27 protein-coding genes are annotated in these 26,577 nt (G+C 73.2%); 6 read left to right on the top strand and 21 right to left on the bottom strand.

What is annotated here, in order from left to right; translation table 11 throughout:
- Window position 1 precedes the first annotated feature (1 nt).
- Genes OG392_RS22140 through OG392_RS22130 form a run of 3 tightly spaced genes read left to right on the top strand, consistent with a single transcriptional unit; the run spans window position 2 to window position 2,792 of the window.
- Entirely contained in the window at window positions 2-901 is a 900-nt protein-coding gene (locus OG392_RS22140) for a carbohydrate ABC transporter permease (protein ID WP_329282052.1), read from the top strand.
- Window positions 898-1,752 carry a carbohydrate ABC transporter permease gene (locus tag OG392_RS22135; protein WP_329282050.1) on the top strand — a complete coding sequence of 285 codons (855 nt, stop codon included), beginning with the start codon at window positions 898-900 and terminating at the stop codon, window positions 1,750-1,752. Before OG392_RS22140 ends, OG392_RS22135 begins: the two co-directional genes overlap by 4 nt.
- 17 nt (window positions 1,753-1,769) lie before the next feature.
- Window positions 1,770-2,792 (top strand): hydroxyacid dehydrogenase, encoded by a 1,023-nt coding sequence (locus OG392_RS22130; protein WP_329282048.1) that lies wholly within the window; start codon window positions 1,770-1,772, stop codon window positions 2,790-2,792.
- On the opposite strand, the gene OG392_RS22125 is transcribed toward OG392_RS22130, so the two are convergent.
- Window positions 2,769-6,173, bottom strand: coding sequence for a hypothetical protein (locus tag OG392_RS22125; RefSeq protein WP_329282046.1), 3,405 nt, complete (start codon window positions 6,171-6,173; stop codon window positions 2,769-2,771). The genes OG392_RS22130 and OG392_RS22125 overlap by 24 nt on opposite strands.
- Window positions 6,174-6,219: 46 nt before the next feature.
- Between OG392_RS22125 and OG392_RS22120 the strand changes: the two genes are divergently transcribed.
- Window positions 6,220-6,918, top strand: a complete 699-nt coding sequence (locus tag OG392_RS22120) for an ester cyclase (protein WP_329282044.1) — start codon at window positions 6,220-6,222, stop codon at window positions 6,916-6,918.
- Window positions 6,919-6,995: 77 nt separating this feature from the next.
- Here OG392_RS22120 and groL read toward each other — a convergent pair whose 3' ends face one another.
- From groL to OG392_RS22100, 4 genes are all read right to left on the bottom strand, one after another.
- A complete protein-coding gene (gene groL, locus OG392_RS22115; protein ID WP_073910534.1) occupies window positions 6,996-8,624 on the bottom strand; it encodes a chaperonin GroEL in 1,629 nt (542 codons plus the stop codon).
- Between the two features lie 132 nt (window positions 8,625-8,756).
- The gene (gene groES, locus OG392_RS22110) at window positions 8,757-9,065 is read right to left on the bottom strand and encodes a co-chaperone GroES (RefSeq protein ID WP_017239619.1); all 309 of its coding nucleotides are present in this window, start codon (window positions 9,063-9,065) and stop codon (window positions 8,757-8,759) included.
- A 211-nt stretch (window positions 9,066-9,276) separates the two neighbouring features.
- Window positions 9,277-9,462, bottom strand: a complete 186-nt coding sequence (locus OG392_RS22105; RefSeq protein ID WP_329282040.1) for a hypothetical protein — start codon at window positions 9,460-9,462, stop codon at window positions 9,277-9,279.
- An 83-nt stretch (window positions 9,463-9,545) separates the two neighbouring features.
- Window positions 9,546-10,463: a polysaccharide deacetylase family protein gene (locus OG392_RS22100; protein WP_329282038.1), complete on the bottom strand. Its 918-nt coding sequence runs from the start codon at window positions 10,461-10,463 to the stop codon at window positions 9,546-9,548.
- A 129-nt stretch (window positions 10,464-10,592) separates the two neighbouring features.
- On the opposite strand from OG392_RS22100, the gene OG392_RS22095 reads away from it, so the two are divergent.
- Complete coding sequence (locus tag OG392_RS22095) at window positions 10,593-11,783, top strand: class I SAM-dependent methyltransferase (protein WP_329282036.1); 1,191 nt, start codon at window positions 10,593-10,595, stop codon at window positions 11,781-11,783.
- Window positions 11,784-11,834: 51 nt separating this feature from the next.
- Here OG392_RS22095 and OG392_RS22090 read toward each other — a convergent pair whose 3' ends face one another.
- The 8 genes from OG392_RS22090 to tsaB all read right to left on the bottom strand — a co-directional run bounded on the left by OG392_RS22090 (window position 11,835) and on the right by tsaB (window position 17,676).
- Window positions 11,835-12,470, bottom strand: coding sequence for a hypothetical protein (locus tag OG392_RS22090; protein WP_329282034.1), 636 nt, complete (start codon window positions 12,468-12,470; stop codon window positions 11,835-11,837).
- Window positions 12,471-12,491: 21 nt separating this feature from the next.
- A complete protein-coding gene (locus OG392_RS22085; RefSeq protein ID WP_329287390.1) occupies window positions 12,492-13,697 on the bottom strand; it encodes an RNA polymerase sigma factor in 1,206 nt (401 codons plus the stop codon).
- Window positions 13,698-13,790: 93 nt separating this feature from the next.
- Entirely contained in the window at window positions 13,791-14,156 is a 366-nt protein-coding gene (locus tag OG392_RS22080) for a YciI family protein (RefSeq protein ID WP_187623382.1), read from the bottom strand.
- A gap of 98 nt (window positions 14,157-14,254) precedes the next feature.
- Complete coding sequence (locus OG392_RS22075; RefSeq protein ID WP_329282032.1) at window positions 14,255-15,103, bottom strand: polysaccharide deacetylase family protein; 849 nt, start codon at window positions 15,101-15,103, stop codon at window positions 14,255-14,257.
- A 66-nt stretch (window positions 15,104-15,169) separates the two neighbouring features.
- Window positions 15,170-15,424, bottom strand: a complete 255-nt coding sequence (locus OG392_RS22070) for a hypothetical protein (RefSeq protein ID WP_148005788.1) — start codon at window positions 15,422-15,424, stop codon at window positions 15,170-15,172.
- Window positions 15,421-16,536: a tRNA (adenosine(37)-N6)-threonylcarbamoyltransferase complex transferase subunit TsaD gene (gene tsaD / locus OG392_RS22065; RefSeq protein ID WP_329282029.1), complete on the bottom strand. Its 1,116-nt coding sequence runs from the start codon at window positions 16,534-16,536 to the stop codon at window positions 15,421-15,423. The genes OG392_RS22070 and tsaD overlap by 4 nt, the downstream gene beginning before the upstream one ends.
- On the bottom strand, window positions 16,526-16,996 hold the full coding sequence (gene rimI / locus OG392_RS22060) for a ribosomal protein S18-alanine N-acetyltransferase (RefSeq protein ID WP_329287388.1): 471 nt from the start codon (window positions 16,994-16,996) through the stop codon (window positions 16,526-16,528). The genes tsaD and rimI overlap by 11 nt, the downstream gene beginning before the upstream one ends.
- Window positions 16,997-17,019: 23 nt before the next feature.
- Window positions 17,020-17,676 (bottom strand): tRNA (adenosine(37)-N6)-threonylcarbamoyltransferase complex dimerization subunit type 1 TsaB, encoded by a 657-nt coding sequence (gene tsaB / locus OG392_RS22055; RefSeq protein WP_329282027.1) that lies wholly within the window; start codon window positions 17,674-17,676, stop codon window positions 17,020-17,022.
- A 96-nt stretch (window positions 17,677-17,772) separates the two neighbouring features.
- On the opposite strand from tsaB, the gene OG392_RS22050 reads away from it, so the two are divergent.
- A complete protein-coding gene (locus OG392_RS22050; protein WP_329282025.1) occupies window positions 17,773-18,339 on the top strand; it encodes a hypothetical protein in 567 nt (188 codons plus the stop codon).
- Between the two features lie 111 nt (window positions 18,340-18,450).
- On the opposite strand, the gene OG392_RS22045 is transcribed toward OG392_RS22050, so the two are convergent.
- The 8 genes from OG392_RS22045 to glmS all read right to left on the bottom strand — a co-directional run bounded on the left by OG392_RS22045 (window position 18,451) and on the right by glmS (window position 26,567).
- Complete coding sequence (locus OG392_RS22045; RefSeq protein ID WP_329282023.1) at window positions 18,451-18,642, bottom strand: hypothetical protein; 192 nt, start codon at window positions 18,640-18,642, stop codon at window positions 18,451-18,453.
- Between the two features lie 134 nt (window positions 18,643-18,776).
- Window positions 18,777-19,277 (bottom strand): tRNA (adenosine(37)-N6)-threonylcarbamoyltransferase complex ATPase subunit type 1 TsaE, encoded by a 501-nt coding sequence (gene tsaE / locus OG392_RS22040; protein ID WP_329282021.1) that lies wholly within the window; start codon window positions 19,275-19,277, stop codon window positions 18,777-18,779.
- 33 nt (window positions 19,278-19,310) lie between these two features.
- Window positions 19,311-20,483, bottom strand: coding sequence for an alpha/beta fold hydrolase (locus OG392_RS22035; protein ID WP_329282019.1), 1,173 nt, complete (start codon window positions 20,481-20,483; stop codon window positions 19,311-19,313).
- 10 nt (window positions 20,484-20,493) lie between these two features.
- Complete coding sequence (gene alr / locus OG392_RS22030; RefSeq protein WP_329282017.1) at window positions 20,494-21,642, bottom strand: alanine racemase; 1,149 nt, start codon at window positions 21,640-21,642, stop codon at window positions 20,494-20,496.
- 20 nt (window positions 21,643-21,662) lie between these two features.
- Window positions 21,663-22,490 carry a L,D-transpeptidase gene (locus OG392_RS22025; RefSeq protein ID WP_443055088.1) on the bottom strand — a complete coding sequence of 276 codons (828 nt, stop codon included), beginning with the start codon at window positions 22,488-22,490 and terminating at the stop codon, window positions 21,663-21,665.
- Window positions 22,491-22,713: 223 nt separating this feature from the next.
- Complete coding sequence (locus tag OG392_RS22020) at window positions 22,714-24,177, bottom strand: NAD(P)H-hydrate dehydratase (RefSeq protein ID WP_329282012.1); 1,464 nt, start codon at window positions 24,175-24,177, stop codon at window positions 22,714-22,716.
- A gap of 149 nt (window positions 24,178-24,326) precedes the next feature.
- On the bottom strand, window positions 24,327-24,695 hold the full coding sequence (locus OG392_RS22015; RefSeq protein WP_041664125.1) for a holo-ACP synthase: 369 nt from the start codon (window positions 24,693-24,695) through the stop codon (window positions 24,327-24,329).
- Window positions 24,696-24,719: 24 nt separating this feature from the next.
- Window positions 24,720-26,567, bottom strand: coding sequence for a glutamine--fructose-6-phosphate transaminase (isomerizing) (glmS, locus tag OG392_RS22010; RefSeq protein ID WP_329282007.1), 1,848 nt, complete (start codon window positions 26,565-26,567; stop codon window positions 24,720-24,722).
- Window positions 26,568-26,577 lie beyond the last annotated feature (10 nt).

Genomic DNA, 26,577 nt, shown 5'->3' with positions numbered 1-26,577 from the left:
GATGAAGGCCCGCACCCGCGCCGCCACGGTCCTGCTGACCCCCTTCTTCCTGCTGTTCACCGCGGTGATGGTGGTGCCGATCGGATACGCGGTCTGGCTCAGCCTCTTCACCGAGAAGCAGTCCGGACTGGGCTTCGGCGGCACCGAGACCGTCTTCACCGGCCTCGACAACTACACCGCGGCGCTGGGTGACCGGGCCTTCCGCGAGGGCTTCGGCGTCCTGCTCGGATACTGCCTGCTCTACATCCCACTGCTGCTCGGCGGAGCCCTCGGCCTCGCCCTCCTGCTCGACTCGGCGCTCGCCCGCGCCCGCCGCTTCTTCCAGCTCGCGCTCTTCCTGCCGCACGCCGTCCCCGGCATCATCGCCGCGCTGATCTGGGTCTACCTCTACACGCCCCAGCTCAGCCCGGTCGTCCAGGCCATGGAGGCCGGAGGCATCGGCTTCGACTTCTTCTCCCCCGAAGGCGCCCTGCCCTCCGTCGTCAACATCGCGCTGTGGGAGTGGCTCGGCTACAACATGGTCATCTTCTACGCGGCCCTCCAGGCCATCGACCGCTCCGTCCTCGAAGCGGCCACCGTCGACGGGGCCGGCGCCTGGCGCATCGCCTTCTCCGTCAAGGTCCCGCTCGTCAAGGCCTCGCTCGCCATGGTCGCCCTCTTCACGATCATCGGCTCCCTCCAGCTCTTCACCGAGCCGCTGATCCTCAACAAGGGCACGGGCTCCGCCGTCACCTCCACCTGGACGCCGAACATGTACGCCTACACCGCGGCCTTCGACCGCAACGACTACGGACTCGCCGCGGCGGCCTCCGTACTCCTCGCCCTGACGGCGGCGCTGCTGTCGTTCGCGGTCACGCGGATGACCGGCCGCCGCAAGGCCGGGAAGGGGCGCACGGCATGAGCAAGCCCACGACCGGCTCCGTCTGGCTCTCCAAGGCCGCGGTCAACGGCGCCCTCGTCCTCGCCGTCGTCTACATGCTCTTCCCGCTCGTCTGGCTGCTGACCGCGGCCACGAAGGACGCCGGCGGCCTCCTCGCCGGGAACGCCTTCTCCTTCGAGGGCTTCGACCTGGGCGGCAACCTCACCCGGCTCGCCGAGTACAACGACGGCATCTACTTCCACTGGTACGCCAACAGCCTGCTCTACGCCGGACTCGGCGCCCTCGCCTGCTCGTTCGTCAGCGTCGCCGCCGGATACGCCTTCCACGTCTACGACTTCCGCGGCAAGGAGAAGCTCTTCGGCCTCGTGCTCCTGGGCGTGCTCGTCCCCACCACCGCGCTCGCCCTGCCGATGTACCTCCTCGCCAGCGAGATCGGCGTCGTCAACACCTACTGGGCCGTCCTGATCCCCGTCCTCGTCAACCCCTTCGGCGTCTACCTGTCCCGGGTCTTCTGCGCCGGCTACATCCCCGACGAGGCCCTGGAGGCGGCCCGGATCGACGGGGCGGGCGAACTGCGCGTCTTCTGGTCCATCGGCCTGCGCATGGTGATGCCCGGCTTCGTGACCGTCTTCCTCTTCCAGTTCACCGCCGTCTGGAACAACTTCTTCCTCCCCCTGGTGATGCTGTCGGACCAGAAGCTCTACCCGCTGAGCCTCGGCCTGTACGCGTGGAACAGCAACGCCCACGCCGAACCCGACTTCTACCCCCTCGTCGTCACCGGATCCCTGCTCGCCGTCGTCCCCCTCGTCGTCGCCTTCGTCTCCCTCCAGCGCCACTGGAAGGCCGGTCTGACGGCCGGCAGCGTCAAGTGAGGAACTCAGGTACCACGATGCACCCGACCACCGACAACCGCCCGTCCCTCCTGCTCGCGATGGGCGAAGGCGTCGCCGACCGCCTCCTCACCGACACCCACCGCACCCGCCTCGGCAGCCTCACCCGCACGGACCCGCACCTGGTCGCCCACGACCTGACGTCCCGGGACCCCCGGATCACCACCGCGCTCGCCGAGGCCGAGATCCTCCTCACCTGCTGGGGAGCGACCCCGCTGACCGGCGACGTCCTGGACCGCGCACCGCGCCTGCGGGCCGTCGTCCACGCGGCCGGCTCGGTCAAGCACCACATCACCGAGGCCTGCTGGGACCGCGGCCTGCGCGTCACCTCGGCCGCCGCGGCCAACGCGCTGCCGGTGGCCGAGTACACGCTCGCCGCGATCCTCTTCGCCGGGAAGCGGGTCCTCGGCTCGGCCCAGCGGTACGCCGCGCTCCGCGCCGACCACTCCTGGCTCACCGAGTCCGCCACCTGGGGCAACTACCGCCGCACGGTCGGCATCGTGGGCGCCTCCCGGATCGGCCGCAGGGTGATCGACCTGCTGCGCCCCTTCGACATCGAGATCCTCCTGTACGACCCCTACGTCGACGTCCCGCCCCCCGGCGTGGAACTGGTGACCGACCTCGACGCCCTGTGCGCCCGCAGCACGGTCGTCTCGGTCCACGCCCCCCAGCTCCCGTCCACGACCCACATGATCGGCGCGCCCCAACTGGCGGCGATGCGCGACGGGACGACGCTGATCAACACGTCCCGGGGCTCGCTCATCGACGAACGGGCCCTCCTCCCCCACCTCATCTCGGGCCGCCTCCACGCGACCCTGGACGTCACGGACCCGGAACTCCCGCCCCCGGACTCCCCGCTCTACACCCTCCCCAACGTCCTCCTCACCCCGCACGTCGCCGGCTCCCTGGGCAACGAACTGCACCGGATGACGGACCAGGCGCTGGAGGAGGTGGCGCGGTACAACCGGGGCGAGCCGTTCGCGGACGAGGTCAGGGCGTCAGACCTCCAGCGCTCGGCGTAGCCGCCCGGCCTCCTCGAGGACGAGGGGAAGGGCGGCGGGCTCGTGGCGCAGCACGCCGGGCAGCGCCTCGTACCAGGGCCCGACGTGCAGCGCGAGCGCGGTGGTCTCCCGGGCGCGGACCGGGTCGGGGTGCGTCAGGGCCAGCACCGTGTAGGCCCTGGCCCGGGCGAGACCGAGGCGCGCGAGCCCGTCGAGCAGAGCCTCCGCGCGGCCGTGCTCACCCGCGCGGGCCAGCGCCTCCGCGAGGTCGAGCCGGAGCGTGGCGGTCTCCTCGTTCGCTTCCTCGGTCGCCGTCGCCACCAGCGACTCCGCCTCGTCGTGGAGCCCCGCCGCGACGAACGCGTGGGCCACGAACGACACCTCGCGGCGTCCGTCGGCGAGCCGCAGGTACGCCGACGCCTCGGCCAGCAGCTCGGCGGCCTGGGCCCGCCTGCCCAGGACCGCCTGCGCCCGCACCACGGCAGCGAGCGGCACCGCCGTGTACCGCAGCGTGCCGCGCGCTGCGGCCACCGCGCGGTCCAGCTCCCGCGCCGCCTCGTCGCCCCGGCCCTCCCCGGACAGGGCAAGGGCGCGCTCGGCCCGCCGCTCCACCTCCGCGACCGGGACCGCCGTCTCGGGCGCGGGCAGCAGGGGGCGCGGGACGCCGTCGCCGCTCAGCCGCACACAGCCGCGCTGCGCGACCGGCCTGTCGAACTCCCGGCTCAGCGCGTCGGGCCCCGCCACCGCCCGGCCGCGGGCGATCAGCCCGTCCAGATACTCCCGCTGGTTGCCGCGGGCGCCCCCGGCCTGCCGCTCCGCCTCCTCGAAACGGCCCGTCGCGAGGAGGGCCCGGACGACCCGGAGCAGCCCCGGCGCCCGGTCCGTCCCCGCCTCCAGTCCGTCCGTGAGGAGCCGGGCAGGCGCGAGGTGCCCCGCCAGCGCCAGCGCCTCGGCCACGGCGGCGAGCACGGGGGCGGCGTCCTCGCGCCGGGGAGCGCGGCTCGCCTGTTCCACCCGGGCGAGGAGCGCGGCGGCCCGCTCGCGGTGCCCGGCCGCGGTGAGGGCCCGGACGAGCGCCACCTTCAGGCCCCATCCCCACGGATCGGCCACCTCCGGTTCGCTCGACGCGAGGGCCTCGGCCTCCTCCACCGAGCCCGCCCGGACGAGGGCCCCGATCGCCGCGCGCACGGCCCGCGGGCGGCTGAACCGGTCGGTCAGCGCGGCGAGGACGGGAAGAAGCCGGTCGACGTCGTCCGCCCCGGCCCAGGCCTCGACGAGCGCGGCCCGGGCGTGGCTCCGGCTGCTCTCCGAGAGGAGCAGGGGTGACAGTGCCTCGGCCCGGTCCCGGTCGCCCTGCCGTGCCAGCGCCTTGACCAGGGCGAGACGCATCGCCTCCCCGTGCCGCGAGGTCCCGGGCTCGACGGCGAGCGCCTCGGCCCGCCCGGCGGCCCCGGCCGCGACGAGGGCGGTGATCAGCTCGGCGGCGAGTTCGCTGCCACCGGCGGGCTCCTCGTCCGCGAGGACGGCGAGGGCCTCCTCGACGAGCCCGGCAGCCTCGCCCGTCCCGGCGGCTCCGGCCCGAAGGGCTTCGGCGATCCGCAGCAGCCCCAGTGCCCGTCCGAAGCCCTGCTCGGAACGGGCCAGGGCGAGGGCCTCGGGCGTGCGGTCCGAGGCTGCCAGCGCACCGCAGACGATCGCGTGGCCGAGGGCGCGGGTCCGGGGCTCGCGTACCTCGCGCACCGCGTCGAGCGCGCGCTCGGACTCGCCCGCGCGGCACCGGAAGGCGATCAGGGCCAGCAGTGGCCGGCGGCGCAGGATCACCCCCGGAAGGGCGTTCATGACCGACTCCGCCCGGTCCGCCTCCCCGACCGCGAGCCAGGAGTCGCCGACGGCCCAGAGCACGAAAGGTCTTTCCTGCGTGCGGTGTTCCGCCCGGGCCAGGGCGTCGGCCTCGCCCAGGAGGTCGTGGGCCCGCGCCATGTGGCCCTCGGTGTGCAGCAGTTCCGCGACGGCGCACAGCGCCGGGACGCGGCTCGCCGGTTCGAGTCCCCTGGCCAGCGCCGACGCGCGGTCGCGCTCACCGAGTTCCGCCCAGGCGACCGGCAGTTCGGCGGGCACCTGGCCGTTGCGGTCCCGCAGCGCGGCCCGCCGCAGGGCGAGCCGCAGCAGCGTGGTGACCAGGCCGGGACCGTCGCCCCGGGCGAGCACCGCCTCCCCCGCCGCACCGATCTCGGCGAGCGCCGCCCCGTCGCCCCCGGTGGCCGCGAGCAGCCGGTCGTGCCGTACCGCGTCGAGCGCGTACTCCACCATCCCGTCCCGGTCACCGGCCGCGCGCAGCATGGGGAACCGGCCGTGCAGCAGGTAGGCGGGGGTGTCGGCGGGCCAGCCCCGGACCCGCAGGCGCTCCGCCCAGTCGCGCAGCACCCCGCGCCACCGCTCCCGCTCGCGCGGACCGAGCATCTCCCCCGCCTGCACGACCAGTTCCTCGTGGGCGAGGAGGTACCCTCCGCCGCGCAGGGCGAACGTCCGCCCGGGGCCGGTGCGCAGCAGGTCCCGCACCCGGTAGGGCACGTCTCCGGTCAGCTCCGCGAGGTCGTCCGCCGTGAGCCCCCCGCCCGAGGTGGTGACCAGGCCCAGGAGTTCGTACGGGAGGCCGCCCGCCGCCAGGAGGTGCTTGAGCTCGCGTTCCGCCTCCGCTCTGATCGCACGCGCCCGTGGGGACGGCGGCAGGATGCGTACGGCCCGCGGGTTCCGGAGCGGATGGTCCGCCCGTACGTCCGCCGGGAGCGGCGGGTTCAGCCGGCCGGAGACGATGACGCGCCCGTCGGAGGGCAGCAGGCTCGCGATCGAGCGGGCCTCCGGGCCCGTCGTCACGCCACGGTCCTCGTCGAGGCCGTCGACGAGCAGGACCAGCCGTTCGCCGCGCGCGGCGCAGGCCCGGTCGGCCTCGCCGTAGAGACGGAAGAGGTGGGCCTCCTTGGTGGCGGCGGTCAGATGGGCCGGAAGGCCCTCGCCGGCCAGCTCCGCGAGCTGTTCCAGGACCACGTCCACGTACGCGACGACGTCGTTCTGCGAGCCGAGCCGGGCCGTGATGAAGAACGGCACGATCCGCACCCCGGCGGGCGGGTTGAGCGCGAACCAGGCCATGAGCGCCGTCTTGCCCGCCCAGGCGTCCGCCCGCCACCACCGGTAGCCGGCCCCGGTCCGGCAGAACGCGGCGAGTTCGGCCAACTCCTCCTCCCGGCCGATGAGTTCCGGCGGGGCGATCCGTCGGACCTGTTCCCGGTAGGCCGAGCGGACCACCGTTCCCGTTCCGAATCCGACCTGGTTGCCGTCGCCGATCACGACGACGCCCGCCTCGTTGTCGACCGTGACCGGCCGCTCTCCCCCTGCCCGCTCCATGCGCCCAACCTAGACTGGAGAGATCCCACCTGGGTCGGGAGGCGTCATGACGTTCACGCAGATCATCGACTTCAAGACCAGCCGGGTCGACGACATGAGCCGGCTCATGGACCGGTGGATCGAGCAGACGAAGGGCAAGCGGACCGCCACGCACAGTGTTCTCGGGAAGGACCGGGCCGATTCCACGCATCTCGTGGAGATCGTGGAGTTCCCGTCCTACGACGTGGCCATGCGGAACTCGCAGCTTCCCGAGACCGACCGGATCTTCCGGGAGATGGTCGCGCTCTGTGACGAGATGCCGACCTTCACCGATCTGGACGTGGTCCGGGACGAGGCGATGTACAAGGCCAACGCCCGGCGGCTGCTGGAGATGATCGCCACCGAGCCGGAGCTCGCGCTCCTCGACGAGGTGCTGGCCGAGGGGTACCACGACCATGATCCGGCCAATGAACAGGACGTCATGGGCATGGACGCGGTCCGGCGCGAGGTGGAGATGTGGCGGTCCGGCTTCGACTTCGCCTTCACCGTCGACGACCAGATCGCCGAGGGCGACCGGGTCTGCACCCGCTGGACCTGGAACGGCACCCATTCCGGCGACTTCATGGGGCTCCAGCCGTCCGGCATCGCCGTGACGATGACGGGGGCGGTCATCCACCGCTTCCGGGACGACGGGAAGATCGTCGAGGGGTGGTGGCAGTACGACCTCCTCGGGCTGATGGCACAGCTGGGCGCCGTGGAAGGCTAGCGGGAGACACTGAGGCCCGGTGCCCCCGCGACGGGGGCACCGGGCCTCGGTGGATCAGCTACGAGCTAGGACACGCCTCAGTGGGAGTGGCCGTGACCGTGGCCGTGGCCCGCGTCCGCCGGCTCCTCTTCCTTCTTCTCCACCACGAGGGTCTCGGTGGTGAGGAGGAGGGAGGCGATCGAGGCGGCGTTCTCCAGCGCGGAGCGCGTCACCTTCACCGGGTCGATGACGCCGGCCTTGACCAGGTCGCCGTACTCGCCGGTCGCGGCGTTGAAGCCCTGGCCCTTGTCGAGCTCCGCCACCTTCGAGGTGATGACGTAGCCCTCGAGGCCGGCGTTCTCGGCGATCCAGCGCAGCGGCTCGACGGCGGCGCGGCGGACGACCGCGACACCCGTGGCCTCGTCGCCGGTCTTGTCGAGGTTGCCCTCGAGGACCTTGACGGCGTGGACGAGCGCGGAGCCACCGCCGGAGACGATGCCCTCCTCGACCGCGGCGCGGGTCGCCGAGATGGCGTCCTCGAGACGGTGCTTCTTCTCCTTCAGCTCCACCTCGGTGGCGGCGCCGACCTTGATCACGCACACGCCGCCGGCCAGCTTCGCGAGGCGCTCCTGGAGCTTCTCGCGGTCCCAGTCGGAGTCCGTGGACTCGATCTCGGCCTTGATCTGGTTGACGCGGCCCTGCACCTCGGACGAGTCGCCGCCACCGTCGACGATCGTGGTGTCGTCCTTGGTGATGGTGACGCGGCGGGCGGTGCCGAGCACGTCCAGGCCGGCCTGGTCGAGCTTGAGGCCGACCTCCTCGGCGATGACGGTCGCACCGGTGAGGGTGGCGATGTCGCCGAGCATGGCCTTGCGGCGGTCACCGAAGCCGGGGGCCTTGACGGCCACGGCGTTGAAGGTGCCACGGATCTTGTTCACGACCAGGGTCGACAGGGCCTCGCCCTCGACGTCCTCGGCGATGATCAGGAGCGGCTTGCCGGCGCCGGCCTGGATGACCTTCTCCAGGATGGGCAGCAGGTCCTGGATCGACGAGATCTTGCCCTGGTTGATCAGGATGTACGGGTCGTCGAGGACGGCCTCCATACGCTCCTGGTCGGTCACCATGTACGGGGACAGGTAGCCCTTGTCGAAGGCCATGCCCTCGGTGAAGTCGAGCTCCAGGCCGAAGGTGTTGGACTCCTCGACGGTGATGACACCGTCCTTGCCGACCTTGTCCATCGCCTCGGCGATGAGCTCGCCGACCTGCTGGTCCTGCGCGGAGAGCGCGGCGACGGCGGCGATGTCGGACTTGTCCTCGATCGGGCGCGCGGTGGCGAGCAGCTCGTCGGAGACGGCCTTGACGGCGGCGTCGATGCCCTTCTTCAGGGCGGCCGGGGAGGCACCCGCGGCGACGTTGCGCAGACCCTCGCGGACCAGGGCCTGGGCGAGCACGGTGGCGGTGGTGGTGCCGTCACCCGCGATGTCGTTGGTCTTGGTCGCCACCTCCTTCACCAGCTGGGCGCCGAGGTTCTCGTACGGGTCCTCGATCTCGACCTCGCGGGCGATCGTGACACCGTCGTTGGTGATGGTGGGGGCGCCGAACTTCTTGTCGATGACGACGTTGCGGCCCTTGGGGCCGATCGTCACCTTCACCGTGTCGGCAAGCTTGTTGACGCCGCGCTCAAGGGCGCGACGGGCGTCCTCGTCGAACTTCAGGATCTTCGCCATGGGAGCGGTTCAGCCCTCTCGGAATCGGGGTGGAACGAACCGCGCCCCGGGGCGCCTGGAAGGGGCCTCGGGGCGCAGCTCTGAGCATCTGCTGGGTGCTCGGTACTTCAGGTACTTCGGTACGTCGGTGAATTACTTCTCGACGATCGCGAGCACGTCGCGAGCCGAGAGGACGAGGTACTCCTCGCCGTTGTACTTCACCTCGGTGCCGCCGTACTTGCTGTACAGCACGATGTCGCCGGTCTTGACGTCGAGCGGCAGACGCTCGCCGTTCTCGAAGCGACCCGGGCCCACGGCCAGGACGACGCCCTCCTGGGGCTTCTCCTTGGCGGTGTCCGGGATGACCAGGCCAGAGGCGGTGGTCTGCTCGGCGTCGAGCGGCTGGACCACAATGCGGTCCTCGAGCGGCTTGATGGCAACCTTGGAGCTGGTGGTCGTCACGATCCGACCTCCCCCTTCGGAGATCTCGGGGTTAACTGTCTGAGGTGGCGACCAGGTGGATCCGTCGTCGCGGGTGCCGGACCTGCCCGTCGCTCTGTTGGCACTCTCCAGTGGTGAGTGCCAGAGCCGAGACTATGACCGCGATTAGCACTCGGTCAAGCGGAGTGCCAATTCCTCACTCGTGGCGGTGCCGTCGCGACGAGTTCGGGCCTCACCGGGCCGGGACGCCCGGCGCCGGCGACAGCTCCGTCGAGGCGCGGTCGGACCGGGGCGCCGGCTTCGTGTCGTGGGGGCCGACGCGTTCCGCCGCCTTCCGGCCGAGCCGCTCGATCGAGTCCACGGTCGAGGCGCAGCCGGTGAGTCCCAGCACGAGTACGGCTGCCAGGAGGGGCAGCATCCGCCGTCCGCTCGCGCCCCGCGTCCGGCGTCCGCCGGTCCGTGGTCCCGGCCGTCCGCTCACCCGTGGTTCCCGCCGCCCGCTCACACGTAGTCCTCGAGCTTGGCGACCGCGTATCCCTTGGCCGTGATCACGTTCATCACCCGGCGGACCATGTCGGCCATGGAGCCCTTCCAGTCCTCCTTGCCCCGGAAGTGGGTGAGGACGATGTCGCCGGGGTGCAGGTCCCGGTCCCACTCGCGCCACTCCATGTGGTCGGGGAAGGCCTCGGACGCCCAGAGCGGGACGGCCTTGACGCCGCAGGACCGGGCGGCGCGCAGGGTGTCCTCGTTGTAGTTGCCGTACGGCGGGCGGAACAGCGGGGGCCGCTTGCCGAATCGTTTCTCGATGACGTCCTGCATGCCGCAGATCTCGCGCTTCTGCTGCTGGTACGAGAGTCCGGGCAGGTAGCGGTGGTTGAGGGTGTGGTTGTGCAGGGACACCCCCTCCTTCTGCATCCGGGCGAAGTAGCCGTAGTCGTCCTTGACGACGTAGTCGCTGAGGAAGGCGCTGTAGGGGATCCGCAGCTCCTTCATCATCCGCAGCAGTTCGGGGTCCTTCTCCGCGCCGTCGTCGATCGTCAGGAAGACGATCTTCTGCTTGGTCGGGACGGTGGTGAAGACGGGCGGCAGCCCTTCGCCGTCGGTCTCGAAGCCCTTGCGGGTGGTGATCTCCGGCTTGGCCACGGGCGGGGCCGGGGCTTCGAGCGGGGGTTTGGCGAGGCCCCACTTCCTGGCCGCGAGCACCCGGGCGGCGCGCCGCTCGCGGACCTTCTCGACGTACGCGCTGAGCGCACCGGCCGCACCCTGCTCCCGGGCCCGCGCCTGCTGCCCGGCGGCGGGGCCGGGTGTGCCGCGGTCCGGCTGGGCGCTCTCGGAGCAGCCGGTGGCGGCGGAGGCGAGGGCGGCGACGACGAGCACCGCCCCGAGCGCCCGAGCGGAAGCGTGCACACCTTTTGCCATCGTTTATTCCTTTTGTCGTACGAGTCGTATGGCGCCGCATCCTGTCAGCGCGGACGCCACTTCCCGGGTACGACACCGCCGTAGGCGCCCTCGGTCCCCCGGCCGGCCCACAGCGTCACAGGGCCCACAATGGGACGGGTGACCGACCTCGCCTCCTTCGCCCCGCTGCTCGCCCCCGAGGGGCAGACGCTCCTCGCGGCCCTGCGCGACCACGACCCCGCCCAGGAGCTGGCGGCCGTCTCCCGGCTGCGCCGTGACCACCCCGCCGAGCTGGTCACGGCGGCTGTCGGACAGGCCCGGCTGCGGCAGCGGGCGGTGGCGAAGTTCGGCGCGGAGGACGCGTACCGGATGTACTTCACGCCGAACGGCGTCGAGCAGTCGACCCGCGCCTCGGTCGGTTCGTACCGGGCCGGCCGGATGAAGGCGCTCGGGATCCGGAGCGTCGCGGACCTCTGCTCCGGGATCGGCGGCGACGCGATCGCGCTGGCGCGCGCCGGGATCTCGGTGCTCGCCGTGGACCGCGACCCGCTCACCGCGGAGGTCGCCCGCGCCAACGCCGAGGCACTCAGCCTCGCGGAGCTCATCGAGGTGCGGTGCGCGGACGTCACCGAGATCGACACCGCCCCGTTCGACGCCGTCTTCGTCGACCCGGCGCGACGCGGCGGCCGGGGCCGGATCTTCGATCCCGAGTCCTACTCCCCGCCGCTGTCCTGGGCGGTCGAGGCGGCCCGCAGGGCCCCGCACGCGGCGCTCAAGGTGGCCCCGGGGATCCCGCACGAGGCGGTCCCCGCGGAGGCCGAGGCCGAGTGGATCTCGGACGGCGGGGACGTCAAGGAGGCCGTCCTCTGGTTCGGCACGGAACCGGGCGCCCGCCGCGCCACCCTGCTCCCCTCGGGCGCCGGGCTCACCGGCCGCGGCCTCCCCGATCCGGCGGTCCGCCCCGTCGGCCGCTACCTCTACGAGCCGGACGGCGCGGTCATCCGCGCGCACCTCGTCGCCGAGGTGGCGGAGGAGCTGGCCGGCGGCCTGATCGACGAGACGATCGCCTACATCACGGCGGACGCGCTGGTCCCGACGCCGTATGCCGCCGCGTACGAGATCACCGACGAACTGCCCTTCAACCTCAAGAAGCTGAAGGCCCTGCTGAGGGAGCGCGAGGTCGGCACCCTGACGGTGAAGAAGCGCGGCTCGGCGGTCGAGCCCGAGGAGATCCGCCGCAGGGTGAAGCCGAAGGGCCCGAACGCGGCGACGGTCCTGCTCACGCGCGTCGCGGGAGCACCGACGATGCTGATCGGCCGCCCGGCGGGCGGCGGCCGCTGACCCCGGGGCCTGCCCGCGCATGGGCCCGGACCCGCGGGCCGGCGGCCCCTCTCAGGACGCCTCCGCCGGTCCGCGGCCCGTCAGCCGCACCGCGAAGCGGTAGTGGCCGACGGCCTTCACCAGGCCCGTCAGGCCGGTGACCCAGAAGATCATGGCGACGCCCATGCCGTAGGCGACCAGGCCGTAGCCGTCGTCGCGGCTGACGCCCGCCGGGACCGCGAAGCCCATCCAGAGCCCGAACCCGGACATCGCGAAGGACAGCAGCAGCCAGGAGGCGCTGAGGACGGGGGCGCGCAGCCGGGCGTCCGTCGGACCGTGCCGGTCCAGGACCGCCCACTGGGCAAGGCGCTCGCGGACCGTACGGTCGAGCCGCAGGCCTCGGACCGTCAGCCACACGGCCGGGACGAGGACGCCGATGCCGAGAAGCGACGTGACGAGCCCGGTCATCACCATCAGCGGGTCCAGGACGGGCTGTCCGATCGCGATGAGCAGCACGCCGACCAGGCCCCAGCCCAGCTGGAGCAGGAGGAACCAGAGCAGGAACATGGCGAGCCGCCCGCCCCCGAGCAGCCGCCTGCCGAGCTCGTCCAACGCGCGCGCCCGGTCGGCGAGCCGCGCCTCCCGGTCGGGCCAGCTCCGGATCTCGGCGGGCGGGGGCGGCGGGGGCAAGGGGTTGCGCGGGGACATGCCAAGCACCCTAAGGGGGCGTCACGGCCCGTCCAACTCCCGCGCCTTCCCCCGCAGCAGCCCCCGTTCGCTCTCGTTGCGGGTGAGGCCCGCCGCCCGCTCGAACTCAGCCCGCGCCTCCTCCGTGCGTCCGAGCCGGGCCAGCAGGTCGCCGCGGACGCTCGGCAGCAGGTGGTAGCGGGCCAGACCGGGTTCGGCGGCGAGGGCGTCGACGATCGGGAGGGCCGCCGCGGCGCCCTCGGCCATGGACACGGCGACCGCGCGGTTCAGCTCGACGACCGGCGAGGGGGCCAGGACGCCCAGCTTCCCGTACAGCGCGGCGATCGTCGTCCAGTCCGTCTCCTCGTAGGAGGCGGCCCGCGCGTGAAGGGCGGCGATCGCGGCCTGGAGGGCGTACGGACCGTACGAGCGTCCGTCCCCGGCGCGTTCGAGCGCGGCGTACCCGCGCCGGATGAGGAGCCGGTTCCAGCGCCGCCGGTCCTGCGCGGCGAGCAGCACCGGCCGCCCGTCGGGCCCGGTCCTGGCCGCCGTCCGGGAGGCCTGCAGCTCCAGCAGGGCGACGAGCCCCTGCGCCTCGCCCTCCCGCGGGACGAGCGCGGCGAGGACCCGGGCGAGCCGCAGCGCGTCCTCGCAGAGGCCCGGCCGCAGCAGGTCGTCGCCGGCGGTCGCCGCGTACCCCTCGTTGAAGATCAGGTAGACGACCTCGAGGACGGAACCGAGCCGGGCCGCCCGGTCCGCCCCGTAGGGCACCTCGAACTCCACGCCCGCCTTCGCGAGCGCCCGCTTGGCCCGGGTGATCCGGGCCGCGACGGTCGCCTCCGGCACGAGGAACGCGCGGGCGATCTCGTCCGTCCGGAGCCCGCCGACGAGCCGCAGGGTGAGGGCGGCGCGGGCCTCGGCGGAGAGCACCGGGTGGCAGGCGGTGAAGATCAGCCGCAGCACGTCGTCGTCGATGTCCCCGGGCCCCGGGGGCTCGGGGTCGTACGACTCCTCCGTGAGCGTCCGGCCCACCTCCGCGAGCTTGCGCGCGTAGGTCTCTCGCCGTCGCACCAGATCGACGGCCCGGTGCTTGGCGGCGGCCGTCAGCCAGGCTCCCGGACGCTCCGGGGCGCCTGACCGCGGCCACTGTTCGAGCGCGGCGACGAGCGCGTCCTGGGCGATCTCCTCGGCGATGCCGACGTCGCGGACGATCCGCGCCACCGTGGCGATGATCCGCGCCGACTCCATCCGGAAGACCGTCTCCAGTGTCTCCTCGACCGTCTGTGCCGTCACGTCTCACATGACAGCACAGGAACGGCTCCGGAACGGCTCCGGAACGGCTCAGCCTTCCGGCATCTCCTCGACCTCGCGGACCTCCAGCCCGACCTTCCACTGCGGCGGGTGCACGGCGAGGAACCGCTTCCCCCACTCGACGGCCTCGGCCATGTCCTTGCACTGGAGCATCGCGTAGCCGCCGACGACCTCCTTGGTCTCGGTGAACGGTCCGTCGGTGAACGACAGCTTCCCGTCCGACCAGGTGATCCGGGTGGACTCGGAGGTCGGCCTGAGCCCGGCGGTGTCCACCATGGCCCCGGCCTTGGTGATCTCCTCGAAGAGCGCGCCCATCCGCTCCTCGAAGCCGGGGTCGGCGCTCTCCATGTCGATGGTGTTCTCCTCGATGCGGACGAGGGACAGGAAGCGGGGCATGACGACTCCTCGATGGTGCGGTGGCGGGGCCGTTCCCCGCCTTCCACTCCTACGTCGAACGGGACCGGTCCGCATCGACGACTCGCGAGAGGTTTCTTCTAGACGTAGTCCTCCAGGCGCGCCACCGTGAAGCCCTGCTCCTGTATGCGGCGCAGCATCGTCGCCGTCATCTCGGTCATCGTCCGGCCCTTGAGCTCGGACGGTCCCCGGAAGTGGGCCAGGATGATGTCGCCGGGGTGCAGCTTCCTGTCGGCGCGCTGGTACTGCATGTTCTTGATCTGCATGGACTCGCGCCACAGCACGATCGCGTCGACGCCGCAGGTGCCCGCCGCCGCCCGCGTGGCCTCGTTCCAGTTGCCGTAGGGCGGACGGAAGAGGCGCGGCGTCGTGCCGTACCGCTGCGCGAGCCTCGTCTGCTGGCCGCATATCTCCCGGCGCTGGGCGTCCTGGGAGAGGGTGCGCAGGTTGGGGTGGGTGAGCGTGTGGTTGGCGAGTCCGTGGCCCTGCGCGACGAGCGGGGTGAAGTACGCGTAGTCGGCGCGGACGGCCGAGTCCGTGAGGAACATCGTGACCGGGACCCTGAGGTCCTTCATCATCCGCACGAACGCGGGGTCCTTCTCGGCTCCGTCGTCGATCGTGATGAAGACGATCTTCTCGGTGGTCGGGATGTCGCTGATGACGGGGACCGGGCCGCCCGGCCGGCGCTTCACCGGCTTGACCGCCGGCGGGGCGGGCGGGGCCGGGAAGGGCTTGAGCCCCCAGCGGCGGTAAGCGGCGGCGGTCGCGGCCTCGGCGGCCTCCGGTGCCTTGCGCCCGGCGGACGGGTCGGCCGTGGGTGCGTTCGTCTTCGCGGTGGCGGCGGCGGGACCGGGCTGCTCCGCCGCGCAGCCGGTCACCAGGAGGGCGGCAGCGGTCAGTGCCGCCCACAGCGCGATCGTCTTCTTCACGCGCTGTGGGATGCCTGATTCGATCGAAAGGTTGCTCTATTTTCGGTCGGGTGTCGCCCTGTCCGGCTATTCGACCGATTCGAAGCGCCAGCGGTGGACCGGACGGGTGATCAGCTCCGCGTCCGGCTCCGGCAGCTCGGGCAGTTCGGCGTCGAAGGTCTCCGCCTCCCACCAGGTCAGCACGAGGACCCGGTCCTGCGGGGCCCGGAGGACCTCCCGGCGGACCGGTTCACGGGCGAGGACCCGTGCCCGGGCCCACTCCAGGAGCTCGGCGCCCCGGCCCTGCGCGGCCCGCGCCTCCCACATGAGGGTGAGCCTCATGAGTACAGGTTCTCCTTGCTGACCTCGTGCACATGATCGTGGTCGTGGGAGTGGCCGTGCGCGTGCGCGCCCGGCACGTGCGGGTCCGTCACCGGCAGCGACGAGTCCGCCGACAGCTCCAGGTCGGAGGCGGGCCGGTTGCGGGAGACCATCTCGGAGCCGAGGGCCGCGACCATGGCGCCGTTGTCCGTGCACAGACCCGGCCGGGGCACCCGCAGCCGGATGCCGGCCCGCTCGCAGCGCTCCTGGGCGAGCGCCCGGAGCCGCGAGTTGGCGGCGACGCCGCCGCCGATCATCAGGTGGTCGACGCCCTCGTCCTTGCAGGCCCGGACGGCCTTGCGGGTGAGGACGTCCACGACCGCCTCCTGGAAGGACGCGGCGACGTCCCGGACCGGCACGTCCTCGCCGGCCGCCCGCTTGGCCTCGATCCAGCGGGCCACGGCGGTCTTGAGACCGGAGAAGGAGAAGTCGTACGCGGGGTCACGGGAGCCGCTCAGACCGCGCGGGAACGCGATGGCGGCCGGGTCGCCCTCCTTGGCGAGCCGGTCGATGACCGGTCCGCCGGGGAAGCCCAGGTCGAGGACGCGGGCGATCTTGTCGAAGGCCTCACCGGCCGCGTCGTCGATGGTGGCGCCCAGCGGGCGCACGTCGGAGGTGATGTCGGCGGAGAGCAGCAGCGAGGAGTGGCCGCCGGAGACGAGCAGTGCCATCGTCGGCTCGGGCAGCTTGCCGTGCTCCAGCTGGTCGACGCAGATGTGCGAGGCGAGGTGGTTGACGCCGTAGAGCGGCTTGCCGAGGGCGTACGCGTAGGCCTTGGCGGCCGAGACGCCGACGAGCAGCGCGCCCGCGAGGCCGGGGCCGGCCGTGACGGCGATGCCGTCGAGGTCCCTGGCGGAGATCCCGGCCGTCTTGAGGGCGCGCTCGATCGTCGGGACCATCGCCTCCAGGTGGGCGCGGGAGGCGATCTCGGGCACGACGCCGCCGAAGCGGGCGTGGGTGTCGACGCTGGACGCGACGGCGTCCGCGAGGAGCGTGGTCCCGTGGACGATGCCGACGCCGGTCTCGTCGCAGGAGGTCTCGATGCCGAGTACGAGCGGTTCGTCAGCAGCCATCAGAATCAGTCTCAGTTCCTTGAACGGTCAGTCGCATCACGAGCGCGTCCACGTTTCCGGGCTGGTAGTAGCCGCGCCGGAAACCGATGGGCTCGAAGCCGAAGCGCTCGTAGAGCTTCTGGGCCCGGGTGTTGTCCACGCGCACTTCGAGGAGCACCTCTTCGCACTCGAAGGCGGTGGCGTGGTGGAGCAGGTCGGTGAGGAGCCGGGCGCCGAGCCCCGTACCCCACTGGTCACGGGCGACGGCGATCGTCTGCACGTCGCCGAGTCCGCCGGCCGCGGCGAGCCCGGCGTACCCGACGAGCCCTCCCCCGGCGGTCTCCGCCACGACGTAGCGGCGGGTGGCCCGCGGGCCGCGCGCGTGCGCGAGCTCCGACCAGAACATTCCGGCCGACCAGGCGTCCTCGGGGAACAGCTCGTCCTCGAGGGCCAGCACCGGTGCGATGTCCCACCAGCGCATCTCGCGCAGTTCCACGGCGCCGGTCACTTGGGGGTGACCACCTTGTAGTTCTTCGGCACCTGCGCGTCGGGGCGGCGCAGGTACATCGGCAGCGGGTCGAGGAAGCCGCCCTCGCCGGCCGCCAGCCTCTCCGCGGCGAGCGCGGCGAGCGCGGCCGCCGACTGGTGCTCGGGGTCGCGGGCGTCGGGGAAGGCCTCGGGGTAGAGACGGGCGCCCGCGCCGACGACGGGGAGTCCGGCGAGCCGCTCGGCGATCTCGGCGGGCCGGTCGACGGCCGCGTCGGTCACGCGCGTACGGGAGTCCTCGTACCGCGCCCAGTAGACCTCCTTGCGGCGCGCGTCCGTGGCGACGGCGAAGGGCTCGTCGAGCCCGGAGGCGTACGCGAGGCCGTCGAGGGTGCACAGGCCGTGCACCGGCACGCCGAGCGCGGAGGAGAAGGCGGCGGCCGTGACGAGTCCGACCCGGAGGCCGGTGTACGGCCCGGGGCCGACGCCGACGACGATCCCGGTGACCGCGTCGAGCTTCAGCCCGGCCTCCTTGAGGACCCGGTCGACGGCGGGCAGCAGCAGCTCCCCGTGACGGCGGGCGTCGACCTGACTCGACGAGGCGACGACGGCCTCGCCGTCGTGGAGGGCGACGGTGACGGCGGGGGTGGCGGTATCCATGGCGAGCAACAGCACGCGAACAGCCTACGGCTCCCGGGCACGGTGCCCCGCCCCTCGCTCCCCCGGCTGCTACCGTCACCCTTCGATACGTTCGTACGAGAGGTGGGCACGGTGGCACGGAGCAGCTCGGGATTCGTGGCCGGGCTGACGGCGGCGGCCGTCGCCGCGGTCTGCTTCCTGGCCTACCAGGCTTCGGCGAACGCCCCCGCCGATCTGTCGGCCGAGCCCCGCACTCCCGGCGCCTCCGTCCCGGCGGTCTCGCCGAGCGGCGGGCCGAAGCAGCCGGCGAAGAACCCCCTCGCGGTGCCGGCGGCCTCCGGCAGCGGCGAGCGCGTCGTGTACTCCCTCGCCGACCGCCGGGTGTGGCTGGTCGACGCGAAGAACAGGGCCACCCGCACGTTCGTGGTGATGCCGAGCACGGTGCACCCGGCGCCGGGCGCGTACAGCGTGACCTCCCGCTCGGGCTCGGTCCGCGGCTCGGACGGCGTGCAGATCGAGCACGTGGTGCGGTTCGCGACGGCCCAGGACGTGGCGATCGGCTTCAGCGCGGCGGTCGACGGCTCGACGCCGAGCCCGGACCCGGCGAAGAAGACCGGCGGCATCCGCATGAAGCGGGTCGACGGGGACGCGCTGTGGACGTTCGCGGTGATCGGCGCGAAGGTCGTCGTCGTCGCGTAGGCGCGTGCGCGCACAGGGCGGGCCGCTCCGGACCCAGCCCTTCACCGGCCGGCCCTCGGGGGCCGCACGGCTCGGCCGCACCCCCGGACCACAGCGGCCCGGCCCCCCGGGCTACGCCGCTCTGCCGCGGACGACCCGCACGATCCGCTCGACCTGCCCGGCCCTCGCCCCGTGCCCCTCGTCCGCCCGGTCCGGGCGTCCGCCCGGCGGGGTCGACACGGCGCGGGCGGCCGCGCAGGATGCCAGCAGCTCACTCATCGAGACGTGGTCCCGGACGGGTTCCGCGCGCTTCGGCGTCGCCATGCATGCCTCCCGTAGGTTAGGTTCACCTAACCAGCTCGTGCATCCATGTCACCACGGCACGTGCGAACGACGCAACACCTTCCCGACACGTTGTCGGAAACTACGTACGACCGTGGGGCTCCCCGTACCGCCGGTCAGAGCACGCCCAGGTCCTCGCCGGCCCAGCGCGGGCCGATCCCGCGCAGCACGACCGTGCGCCGGTCGTCGTCGGTGTCACCGGTCACCCGGTGGATCAGCAGGTGCAGCCGGTCGTCCGTCAGCTCCTCGACCTTCCCGTCCCCCCACTCGACGACCACGACCGACTCGGGCAGCGAGACGTCCAGATCGAGGTCCTCCATCTCGTCCAGCCCGCCCCCGAGGCGGTACGCGTCGACGTGCACCAGCGCGGGGCCGCCGACCAGGGACGGATGGACACGGGCGATGACGAAGGTCGGGGAGGTGACGGCGCCCCGGACGCCGAGGCCCTCACCCAGGCCCCGGGTGAGGGTGGTCTTCCCGGCGCCGAGTTCACCGGTGAGCATGACGAGGTCGCCGGGGCGGAGGATCTTCGCGAGGCGGCGGCCGAGCTCCTGCATCTGCTGGGGGGAGTCGATGTCCAGGGTCGCGCCGGAGACGGGCGGGTGCGCTGCTTCCATACCCGCCAACTTAACCGTTGCGACTCCCCGGTCTCACCGCGACGGCCGCCCCGCCGTCTCCGGCTCCGGGACGGCTCCCACCCGGACGAGCAGGTCGGCGAGGCGGTCCGTGACCGCCTCCGGGTGCTCCAGCATCACCAGGTGCCCGCCGTCCGGCACGATGACGAGTTCCGCGTCCGGGAGGAGATCGGCGATGGCCTCGGTGTGGGAGCTGGGGGTGACCAGGTCGTGGTCGCCCGCGAGCGCGAGGACCGGGAGCTCGCGGAGGACGGGCAGCGCGGCGGCCTTGTCGTGCTCGGCGAAGGCCGGGTAGAAGGCGGCGACGACGTCGATCGGGGTGGACTCGATCATCCGCTCGGCGAAGCGGGCGACCGCGGGGTCCACGTCCCGGGAGGCGAACGAGTACTTCTTGATCAGCCCGGCGAACAGGTCCGCGGTCGCCCGCCGGCCCCGCTCGACCAGCTCGGCCTGGGAGCCGAGCGCCCGCAGCACCCCGGGCAGGACCCGCCGGACGGCGTTGACGCCGGCGATCGGAAGGCCGTACGTGACCTCCCCGAGCTTCCCGGCGGACGTACCGACGAAGGCGACACCGACGACCCGGTCCCGGACGAACTCGGGGTACCGGTCCGCGAGCGCCATGATCGTCATGCCGCCCATCGAGTGCCCGACGAGGACGAGCGGCCCCTCGGGCGCGGCGACGTCGAGGACGGCCTTGAGGTCGCGGCCCAGCTGGTCGATGGTGACGGGCACGGCGTCGGCACCGGACTGGGCGACACCCTGACCCGAGCGGCCGTGACTGCGCTGGTCCCAGTGGACGGTGCGGACGAGACCGCGCAGCGCGGCCCGCTGGAAGTGCCAGGAGTCCTGGTTGAGGCAGTAGCCGTGGCTGAAGACCACGGTCACGGGGGCGGGCTCCTTGCGCCCGAAGAGCCGCCGACGGCGGGCGGGCGGGGTGTCCGCCGCCACTTCGTCGACCTCGTAGTACAGGACGGTCGAGTCGTCGGCGAGGGCCCGGCCGGGCGTCCCCCGCAGCCCGCCGTACGGTCCGGTGGAATCGAGGGCGAGCCGCGCCTTCTGCCGTACGGACCGGCCGACCGTCAGGCGCTCGACGGCCACCCCGGCGGCGGCTCCCGCCGCGAGAACGCCTATCGCGGCGCCGGCGAATCCGGCGCGGCGCCACGTACCGGTGCTGCTGGACTCGCCCACGGGCCCCCCTCTATCCGCCCAGGTACACGCGCGGGACGCGCGCGCCGATCCGGGTGACGATCTCGTACGCGATGGTGTCGGCGGCCACCGCCCAGTCCTCGGCGGTCGGTTCGCCCCGGTCGCCGGGTCCGAACAGCACGGCCTCGGTGCCCGGCGCGGGGTCGTCCCCGCCCAGGTCGATCACGAACTGGTCCATGGCGACGCGCCCGGCGACGGTACGGACGGTGCCGTCGACGAGGACGGGGCCGCGGCCCGAGGCGTGCCGGGGGACGCCGTCGGCGTAGCCGAGCGGGACGAGCCCGAGGGTCGTCTCCGCGTCGGTGACGTAGTGGTGTCCGTAGCTGACGCCGTGGCCGGCCGGGACCCGCTTGACGAGGGCGACGCTCGCCTTGAGCGACATCACCGGCCGCAGCCCCAGCTCGGCGGAGGTGCCCAGCTCCGGGCTCGGCGACACGCCGTACAGGGCGATACCGGGACGGACCAGGTCGAAATGGGACTCGGGAAGGGTGAGAGTGGCCGGCGAGTTGGCGATGTGCCGGACCTCGGGCCGGACCCCGGCCTGCTCGGCATGATCGAGCATCGAGCGGAAGACGTCGAGCTGCGCCGCGATGGAGGGGTGGTGCGGCTCGTCGGCGCAGGCGAAGTGCGACCAGAGCCCGGTGACCTTGACGAGCCCGTCGACCTCGGCCTTCAGGGCCGCGCCGACCAGCTCGGGCCAGTCGGCGGGCTGGCACCCGTTGCGCCCGAGCCCGGTGTCCGCCTTGAGCTGTACCCGCGCGGTGCCGCCGGTCCTCCGCGCCGCCTCGACGACCTCCTCCAGGGCCCACATCCCGCTCACGGACATGTCGAGACCGGCCTCGATGCCCTGGTCCCAGGGATCGCCGGGGGTCCAGAGCCAGCACATGACGGGGACGTCGGTGATCCCGGCGGCGCGCAGCGCGAGGGCCTCGTGCGGGGTGGCCGTGCCGAGCCAGTCCGCGCCCGCGTCCAGGGCGGCGCGGGCACAGCGCACCGCGCCGTGTCCGTACGCGTCGGCCTTGACCACGGCCATGATCCGGACGTGGGGGGCGACACGGGCGCGCAGCGTGCGGACGTTCGCACGCAGCGCACCGAGGTCGATCTCGGCGCGGGCTCTGCGGGGCGGCGGTGTCTCAGTCATCGCGCCCAGTCTCTCAGGTGTCAGCTCCCGGGCCGCTTTCCCCAGATGTAGACCCGGTCACCCTTGCGCAGCACGTCCCAGAGTTTCTGGGCGTGGCGGTAGCTGAGATTGACGCAGCCCCGACTGCCGGTGGGCGTGGCGAGCTGCCCGTAGACGGCGTGGAAGGCCTGGCCGCCGCTGAAGAACTGGGAGTAGGGCATGGGGGTGTTGTAGATGGTGGACCAGTGGTCCTTGTGACGCCAGTAGACGGTGTGCCACCCGGTCCGGGTCGCGTACCCCGCGCGCCCGCTGCGCATGGTGACGACGGGGAAGGTGACCTTCTTGTCCTTCCGCACCCACATGAGCTGGCGGTCGAGATCGACACAGGCGACGGCGTACTTCTTCACGGGGCAGCGGCGCCCCGGGTCCAGGTTCTTCCGGGCGGCGAGCAGTTCGGCCCGGGCCCAGGTGACGGGGCCGGCGTAGCCGACGGCGGGCTTGATCCTCTCCCTGACCTGGAAGGCGCGGATGGCCCGGCAGTCGGCGGCGGACTGCCTCCCGTCGGCCCTGAGCCCGAGCAGCCGCTCGACCCGCCGCTGGTGGGGTCCGGTGGTGGCGGTGCAGGAGGCCGCCACGGCGCTCCGGGGGAGGTACTCGACCAGCTCGTCGACGTCCTCCTCCGGCACGGGCACGGGCACCTCGCCCTCGGGTTGCAGGGGCGGCAGCACCTGGTCGGGCGTATCCATCGGGTACTCGGCCCGCCCTGCCCCGGCCACCCCGGGCACGAGCGCCTCCCCGGGCTCGGGAACGTCGGCGACGGCCCCGCCCGGGGCCACGGGCACGAGCAGGACCCCCAGAAGAACGAACAACGACACGAGGCGACTTCTCGATCTGATCACCTGCCCACCCAATCCCCCGCGACCCGGGGGAGCGCGCCGGGAGAGGCGCCCGGGGGAGCGGGTTAGCCCGAGTGGAGGCGAAGCGCCCCCACCCGGACGAGGGCGAAGCACCCCTCCCTCACCACGACCGCGCCGTGCTTCGCCGACTACGGCCGCGCCGTCCTTCCCTCACCCCAGCCCCGCCGCCACGTCCCTACAGCCCCGCCGTCACGTCCCGCCACGCGCCGCCCAGCGCTCCCGCCACCTCCCCCGCCGTCACCGGACCGCCGCCCGCGGCGCGCCGCGCCGCGAGGCCGTGCAGATACGCCGCGCACGACGCCGCGTCCACCGGGCGCAGACCCGCCGCGAGCAGCGAGCCCGCGAGGCCCGACAGGACGTCCCCGCTGCCCGCCGTCGCCAGCCACCCCGTGCCGGTCGGGTTCACCCGCACCGCGCCCCCCTCGGCCGCGGCCGTCCCCGCCCCGCACACCAGCGTCGTCGACCCCTTGAGCAGCACCGTCGCCCCGAACCGGGCCGCCAGCTCCCGTACCGCCGTGAGCCGGCCCGTCTCGACCTCCTCCCGGGTCGCGCCGAGCAGCGCCGCCGCCTCCCCCGCGTGCGGGGTGAGCACGGTCGGCGCGCTGCGGGCCCGTACGAGCGCGGGGTCGAGCCCGCGTAGTCCGTCCGCGTCCACGAGCACCGGCACGTCCGAGGCGAGGACCTCCGCGACGCCCGGCTCGTCGCCGAGGCCCGGCCCGACCACCCATGCCTGCACCCGCCCGGCGCGGTCCGGCGGACCCGGGTGGACCAGGGTCTCCGGGTGCGCCGCGATCACCGCGTCCGCCGCCGGTCCGACGTACCGCACCGCCCCCGCGCCGCCCCGCAGGGCGCCCTCGACGGCGAGCACCGCCGCGCCCGGATAGCGTGCGGACCCGGCGACGATGCCGAGGACCCCGCGCCGGTACTTGTCGGTCTCGGCACCCGGTACGGGCAGCAGGCGCGCCACGTCCTGGTGCTGGAGCGCCTCCAGATCGGCCACGCCCGGCAGTTCGCCGCCGAGCCCGATGTCGACGAGCCGCAGCGCGCCCGCGTAGGACCGCGCCGGATCGACGAGCAGGCCCGGCTTGTACGTACCGAAGGTGACCGTCACGTCCGCCCGCAGGGCCTCCCCCGCCACCTCTCCCGTGTCCGCGTCGACGCCGCTCGGCAGGTCGACGGCGACGACGACGGCGTCGGAGCCGCGCGCGGCGCGGGCGACGGGCACGGCGTCGGGCCGGAGCCCGCCGCGGCCGCCGATGCCGGTGATGCCGTCGAGGACGAGGTCGGCGGCGGCGAGCGGTTCGAACGGGTCGTCGTGGGCGCTGTCCACGACCCGGCCCCCCGCCGCCCGCAGTGCGGCGAGCCCGCCGTCGTGCGCACGGTCGCCGAGGAGGACGGCGGTGACTCCGGCGCCGCGCCGGGCGAGCCGGGCGCCGGCGTGGAGGGCGTCGCCGCCGTTGTCGCCGCTGCCGACGAGGAGGACGACCCTCGCCCCGTACACCCGTCCCCTGCCGAGGAGGGAGCAGCAGGCGGCGGCCAGTCCGGCGGCGGCGCGTTGCATGAGCGCGCCTTCGGGGAGTCGGGCCATGAGGGCGGCTTCGGCGGCCCGGACGGTCTCCACGCGGTGAGCGGTACGCATGGTCGCAGTCTGCCGCAGCCCCGGCGCGGCTGCCCGCCGCGCACCCGACGCCGGCCCTGGCAGCCGCGCGCACACGACCTGGGGCCCGGTCGTCCGACGACCGGGCCCCTGGTCCGTACACCGTCCCCCGTCCACTCCCCCGCCGGCGCCTACGCCTCCGCGATCACCACGGCGGACGCCACTCCCGCGTCATGGCTCAGCGACACGTGCCAGTGCTTGACGCCCAGCTCGGCCGCCCGCGCCGCCACCGTCCCGCGCACCCGCAGCCGTGGCTGCCCTGTGCCCTCGACGTACACCTCGGCGTCCGTCCAGTGCAGCCCGCCCGGCGCGCCGAGCGCCTTCGCGAGGGCCTCCTTCGCGGCGAACCGCACCGCGAGGGAGGCGGGCCCGCGCCGTTCGCCGCTGGGGAGCAGCAGTTCACGCTCGACGAAGAGGCGCTGGAGCAGCCCCGGCGTCCGCTCGATCGACGCGGCGAACCGGTCGATCTCCGCCACGTCGATCCCCACCCCGATGATCATCTGCTCACCTTCACACGCACACACTCACTCCACGGTCACGGACTTGGCCAGATTGCGCGGCTGGTCGACCTCGTTGCCCCGCGCGGTGGCGAGCTCGCAGGCGAAGACCTGGAGCGGCACCGTGGAGACCAGCGGCTGGAGCAGCGTAGGCGTGGCCGGGATGCGGACGAGGTGGTCGGCGTACGGGACGACGGCCTCGTCGCCCTCTTCGGCGATCACGATGGTGCGGGCGCCGCGGGCCCGGATCTCCTGGATGTTGGAGACGATCTTGTCGTGGAGGACGGAGCGGCCCCTGGGCGAGGGCACGACCACGACGACCGGCATGTCCTCCTCGATCAGCGCGATCGGCCCGTGCTTGAGCTCTCCGGCGGCGAACCCCTCGGCGTGCATGTACGCCAGTTCCTTGAGCTTCAGGGCGCCTTCGAGGGCGACCGGGTAGCCGACGTGCCGGCCGAGGAAGAGGACGGTGTCCTTGTGGGAGAGGGACCGGGCGAGGGCCCGGACGGGCTCCATCGTCTCCAGGACCCGCTCGACCTCGTCGCCGATCCGGGCGAGCTCGCGGACCACGGCGTGGATCTCGTCGCCCCACTTGGTGCCGCGCACCTGACCGAGGTAGAGCGCGAGGAGGTAGCAGGCCACCAGCTGGGTGAGGAAGGCCTTCGTGGAGGCGACGGCGACCTCGGGCCCCGCGTGGGTGTACAGCACGGCGTCGGACTCGCGCGGAATCGTCGATCCGTTGGTGTTGCAGACGGCGAGCACCTTCGCGCCCTGCTCCCGTGCGTGCCGCAGCGCCATCAGCGTGTCCATCGTCTCGCCCGACTGCGAGATGGCGATGACGAGGGTGCGCTGGCCGAGGATCGGGTCGCGGTAGCGGAACTCGCTGGCGAGCTCGACCTCGCAGGGGATGCGGGTCCAGTGCTCGATGGCGTACTTGGCGATGAGACCGGCGTGGAACGCGGTGCCGCACGCGATGATGACGATCTTGTCGGCCTCGCGGAGCACGGCGTCGGGGATGCGCACCTCGTCGAGGGTGAGCCGGCCGGCGCCGTCGATCCGGCCGAGCAGGGTGTCGGCGACCGCCTTGGGCTGCTCGGCGATCTCCTTGAGCATGAAGTAGTCGTAGCCGCCCTTCTCGGCGGCGGAGGCGTCCCAGTCCACGTGGAAGGCCCGTACGTCGGCGGGCGCCCCGTCGAAGTCGGTGACGGTGACGCCGTCCCGGGTCAGCTCGACGACCTGGTCCTGGCCGAGTTCGATGGCCGACCGGGTGTGCGCGATGAACGCGGACACGTCGGAGGCGAGGAAGTTCTCGCCCTCGCCGACACCGACGACGAGCGGCGAGTTGCGGCGGGCGCCGACGACCACGTCCGGCTGGTCGGCGTGCACGGCGACCAGGGTGAAGGCCCCGTCGAGCCGACGGCACACCAGCCGCATGGCCTCCGCGAGGTCCCCGGCGGAGGAGAACTCCTCGGCGAGGAGATGGGCCACGACCTCGGTGTCCGTCTCGGAGAGCAGGTCGTGGCCGCGCTCGGCCAGCTCGCCCCGGAGGGCGGCGAAGTTCTCGATGATGCCGTTGTGGACGACGGCGACGCGCCCCGCGTTGTCCAGATGCGGGTGCGCGTTGGCGTCGGTCGGCCCGCCGTGGGTGGCCCAGCGAGTGTGACCGATGCCCACGGACCCGCCGGCGAGCGGCCGGTCCACGAGTTCCTTCTCCAGGTTGACGAGCTTGCCCGCCTTCTTGGCCGCGGCCAGCCCTCCGTCGGAGAGCACCGCGACACCAGCCGAGTCGTAGCCCCGGTATTCGAGCCTCTTGAGGCCCGCGACCACCACATCAAGCGCCGACTGCCCGCCGACGTATCCCACGATTCCGCACATGACGGCAGCC

Source organism: Streptomyces sp. NBC_00691, assembly GCF_036226665.1.
Taxonomy (GTDB): domain Bacteria; phylum Actinomycetota; class Actinomycetes; order Streptomycetales; family Streptomycetaceae; genus Streptomyces.
Note: the sequence above shows the minus strand (reverse complement) of the source record. Positions and strands in the feature narration are given on the sequence as shown.

What these genes read in the sequence shown, in the direction of transcription:
- OG392_RS22130 (WP_329282048.1), top strand. Translation starts at nt 1,770, where the DNA reads ATGCACCCGACCACCGACAACCGCCCGTCCCTCCTGCTCGCGATGGGC.
- OG392_RS22135 (WP_329282050.1), top strand. Translation starts at nt 898, where the DNA reads ATGAGCAAGCCCACGACCGGCTCCGTCTGGCTCTCCAAGGCCGCGGTC.
- OG392_RS22105 (WP_329282040.1), bottom strand. Translation starts at nt 9,462, where the DNA reads ATGCTGCCCCTCCTGGCAGCCGTACTCGTGCTGGGACTCACCGGCTGC.
- OG392_RS22085 (WP_329287390.1), bottom strand. Translation starts at nt 13,697, where the DNA reads ATGGAGTCGGCGCGGATCATCGCCACGGTGGCGCGGATCGTCCGCGAC.
- alr (WP_329282017.1), bottom strand. Translation starts at nt 21,642, where the DNA reads ATGACTGAGACACCGCCGCCCCGCAGAGCCCGCGCCGAGATCGACCTC.
- OG392_RS22020 (WP_329282012.1), bottom strand. Translation starts at nt 24,177, where the DNA reads ATGCGTACCGCTCACCGCGTGGAGACCGTCCGGGCCGCCGAAGCCGCC.
- groL (WP_073910534.1), bottom strand. Translation starts at nt 8,624, where the DNA reads ATGGCGAAGATCCTGAAGTTCGACGAGGACGCCCGTCGCGCCCTTGAG.
- OG392_RS22100 (WP_329282038.1), bottom strand. Translation starts at nt 10,463, where the DNA reads ATGGCAAAAGGTGTGCACGCTTCCGCTCGGGCGCTCGGGGCGGTGCTC.
- glmS (WP_329282007.1), bottom strand. Translation starts at nt 26,567, where the DNA reads ATGTGCGGAATCGTGGGATACGTCGGCGGGCAGTCGGCGCTTGATGTG.
- OG392_RS22015 (WP_041664125.1), bottom strand. Translation starts at nt 24,695, where the DNA reads ATGATCATCGGGGTGGGGATCGACGTGGCGGAGATCGACCGGTTCGCC.
- OG392_RS22095 (WP_329282036.1), top strand. Translation starts at nt 10,593, where the DNA reads ATGGGACGGGTGACCGACCTCGCCTCCTTCGCCCCGCTGCTCGCCCCC.
- tsaD (WP_329282029.1), bottom strand. Translation starts at nt 16,536, where the DNA reads ATGGCTGCTGACGAACCGCTCGTACTCGGCATCGAGACCTCCTGCGAC.
- tsaE (WP_329282021.1), bottom strand. Translation starts at nt 19,277, where the DNA reads ATGGAAGCAGCGCACCCGCCCGTCTCCGGCGCGACCCTGGACATCGAC.
- OG392_RS22080 (WP_187623382.1), bottom strand. Translation starts at nt 14,156, where the DNA reads ATGCCCCGCTTCCTGTCCCTCGTCCGCATCGAGGAGAACACCATCGAC.
- rimI (WP_329287388.1), bottom strand. Translation starts at nt 16,996, where the DNA reads ATGCGCTGGTGGGACATCGCACCGGTGCTGGCCCTCGAGGACGAGCTG.
- OG392_RS22120 (WP_329282044.1), top strand. Translation starts at nt 6,220, where the DNA reads ATGACGTTCACGCAGATCATCGACTTCAAGACCAGCCGGGTCGACGAC.
- OG392_RS22125 (WP_329282046.1), bottom strand. Translation starts at nt 6,173, where the DNA reads ATGGAGCGGGCAGGGGGAGAGCGGCCGGTCACGGTCGACAACGAGGCG.
- OG392_RS22045 (WP_329282023.1), bottom strand. Translation starts at nt 18,642, where the DNA reads ATGGCGACGCCGAAGCGCGCGGAACCCGTCCGGGACCACGTCTCGATG.
- OG392_RS22140 (WP_329282052.1), top strand. Translation starts at nt 2, where the DNA reads ATGAAGGCCCGCACCCGCGCCGCCACGGTCCTGCTGACCCCCTTCTTC.
- OG392_RS22090 (WP_329282034.1), bottom strand. Translation starts at nt 12,470, where the DNA reads ATGTCCCCGCGCAACCCCTTGCCCCCGCCGCCCCCGCCCGCCGAGATC.
- OG392_RS22070 (WP_148005788.1), bottom strand. Translation starts at nt 15,424, where the DNA reads ATGAGGCTCACCCTCATGTGGGAGGCGCGGGCCGCGCAGGGCCGGGGC.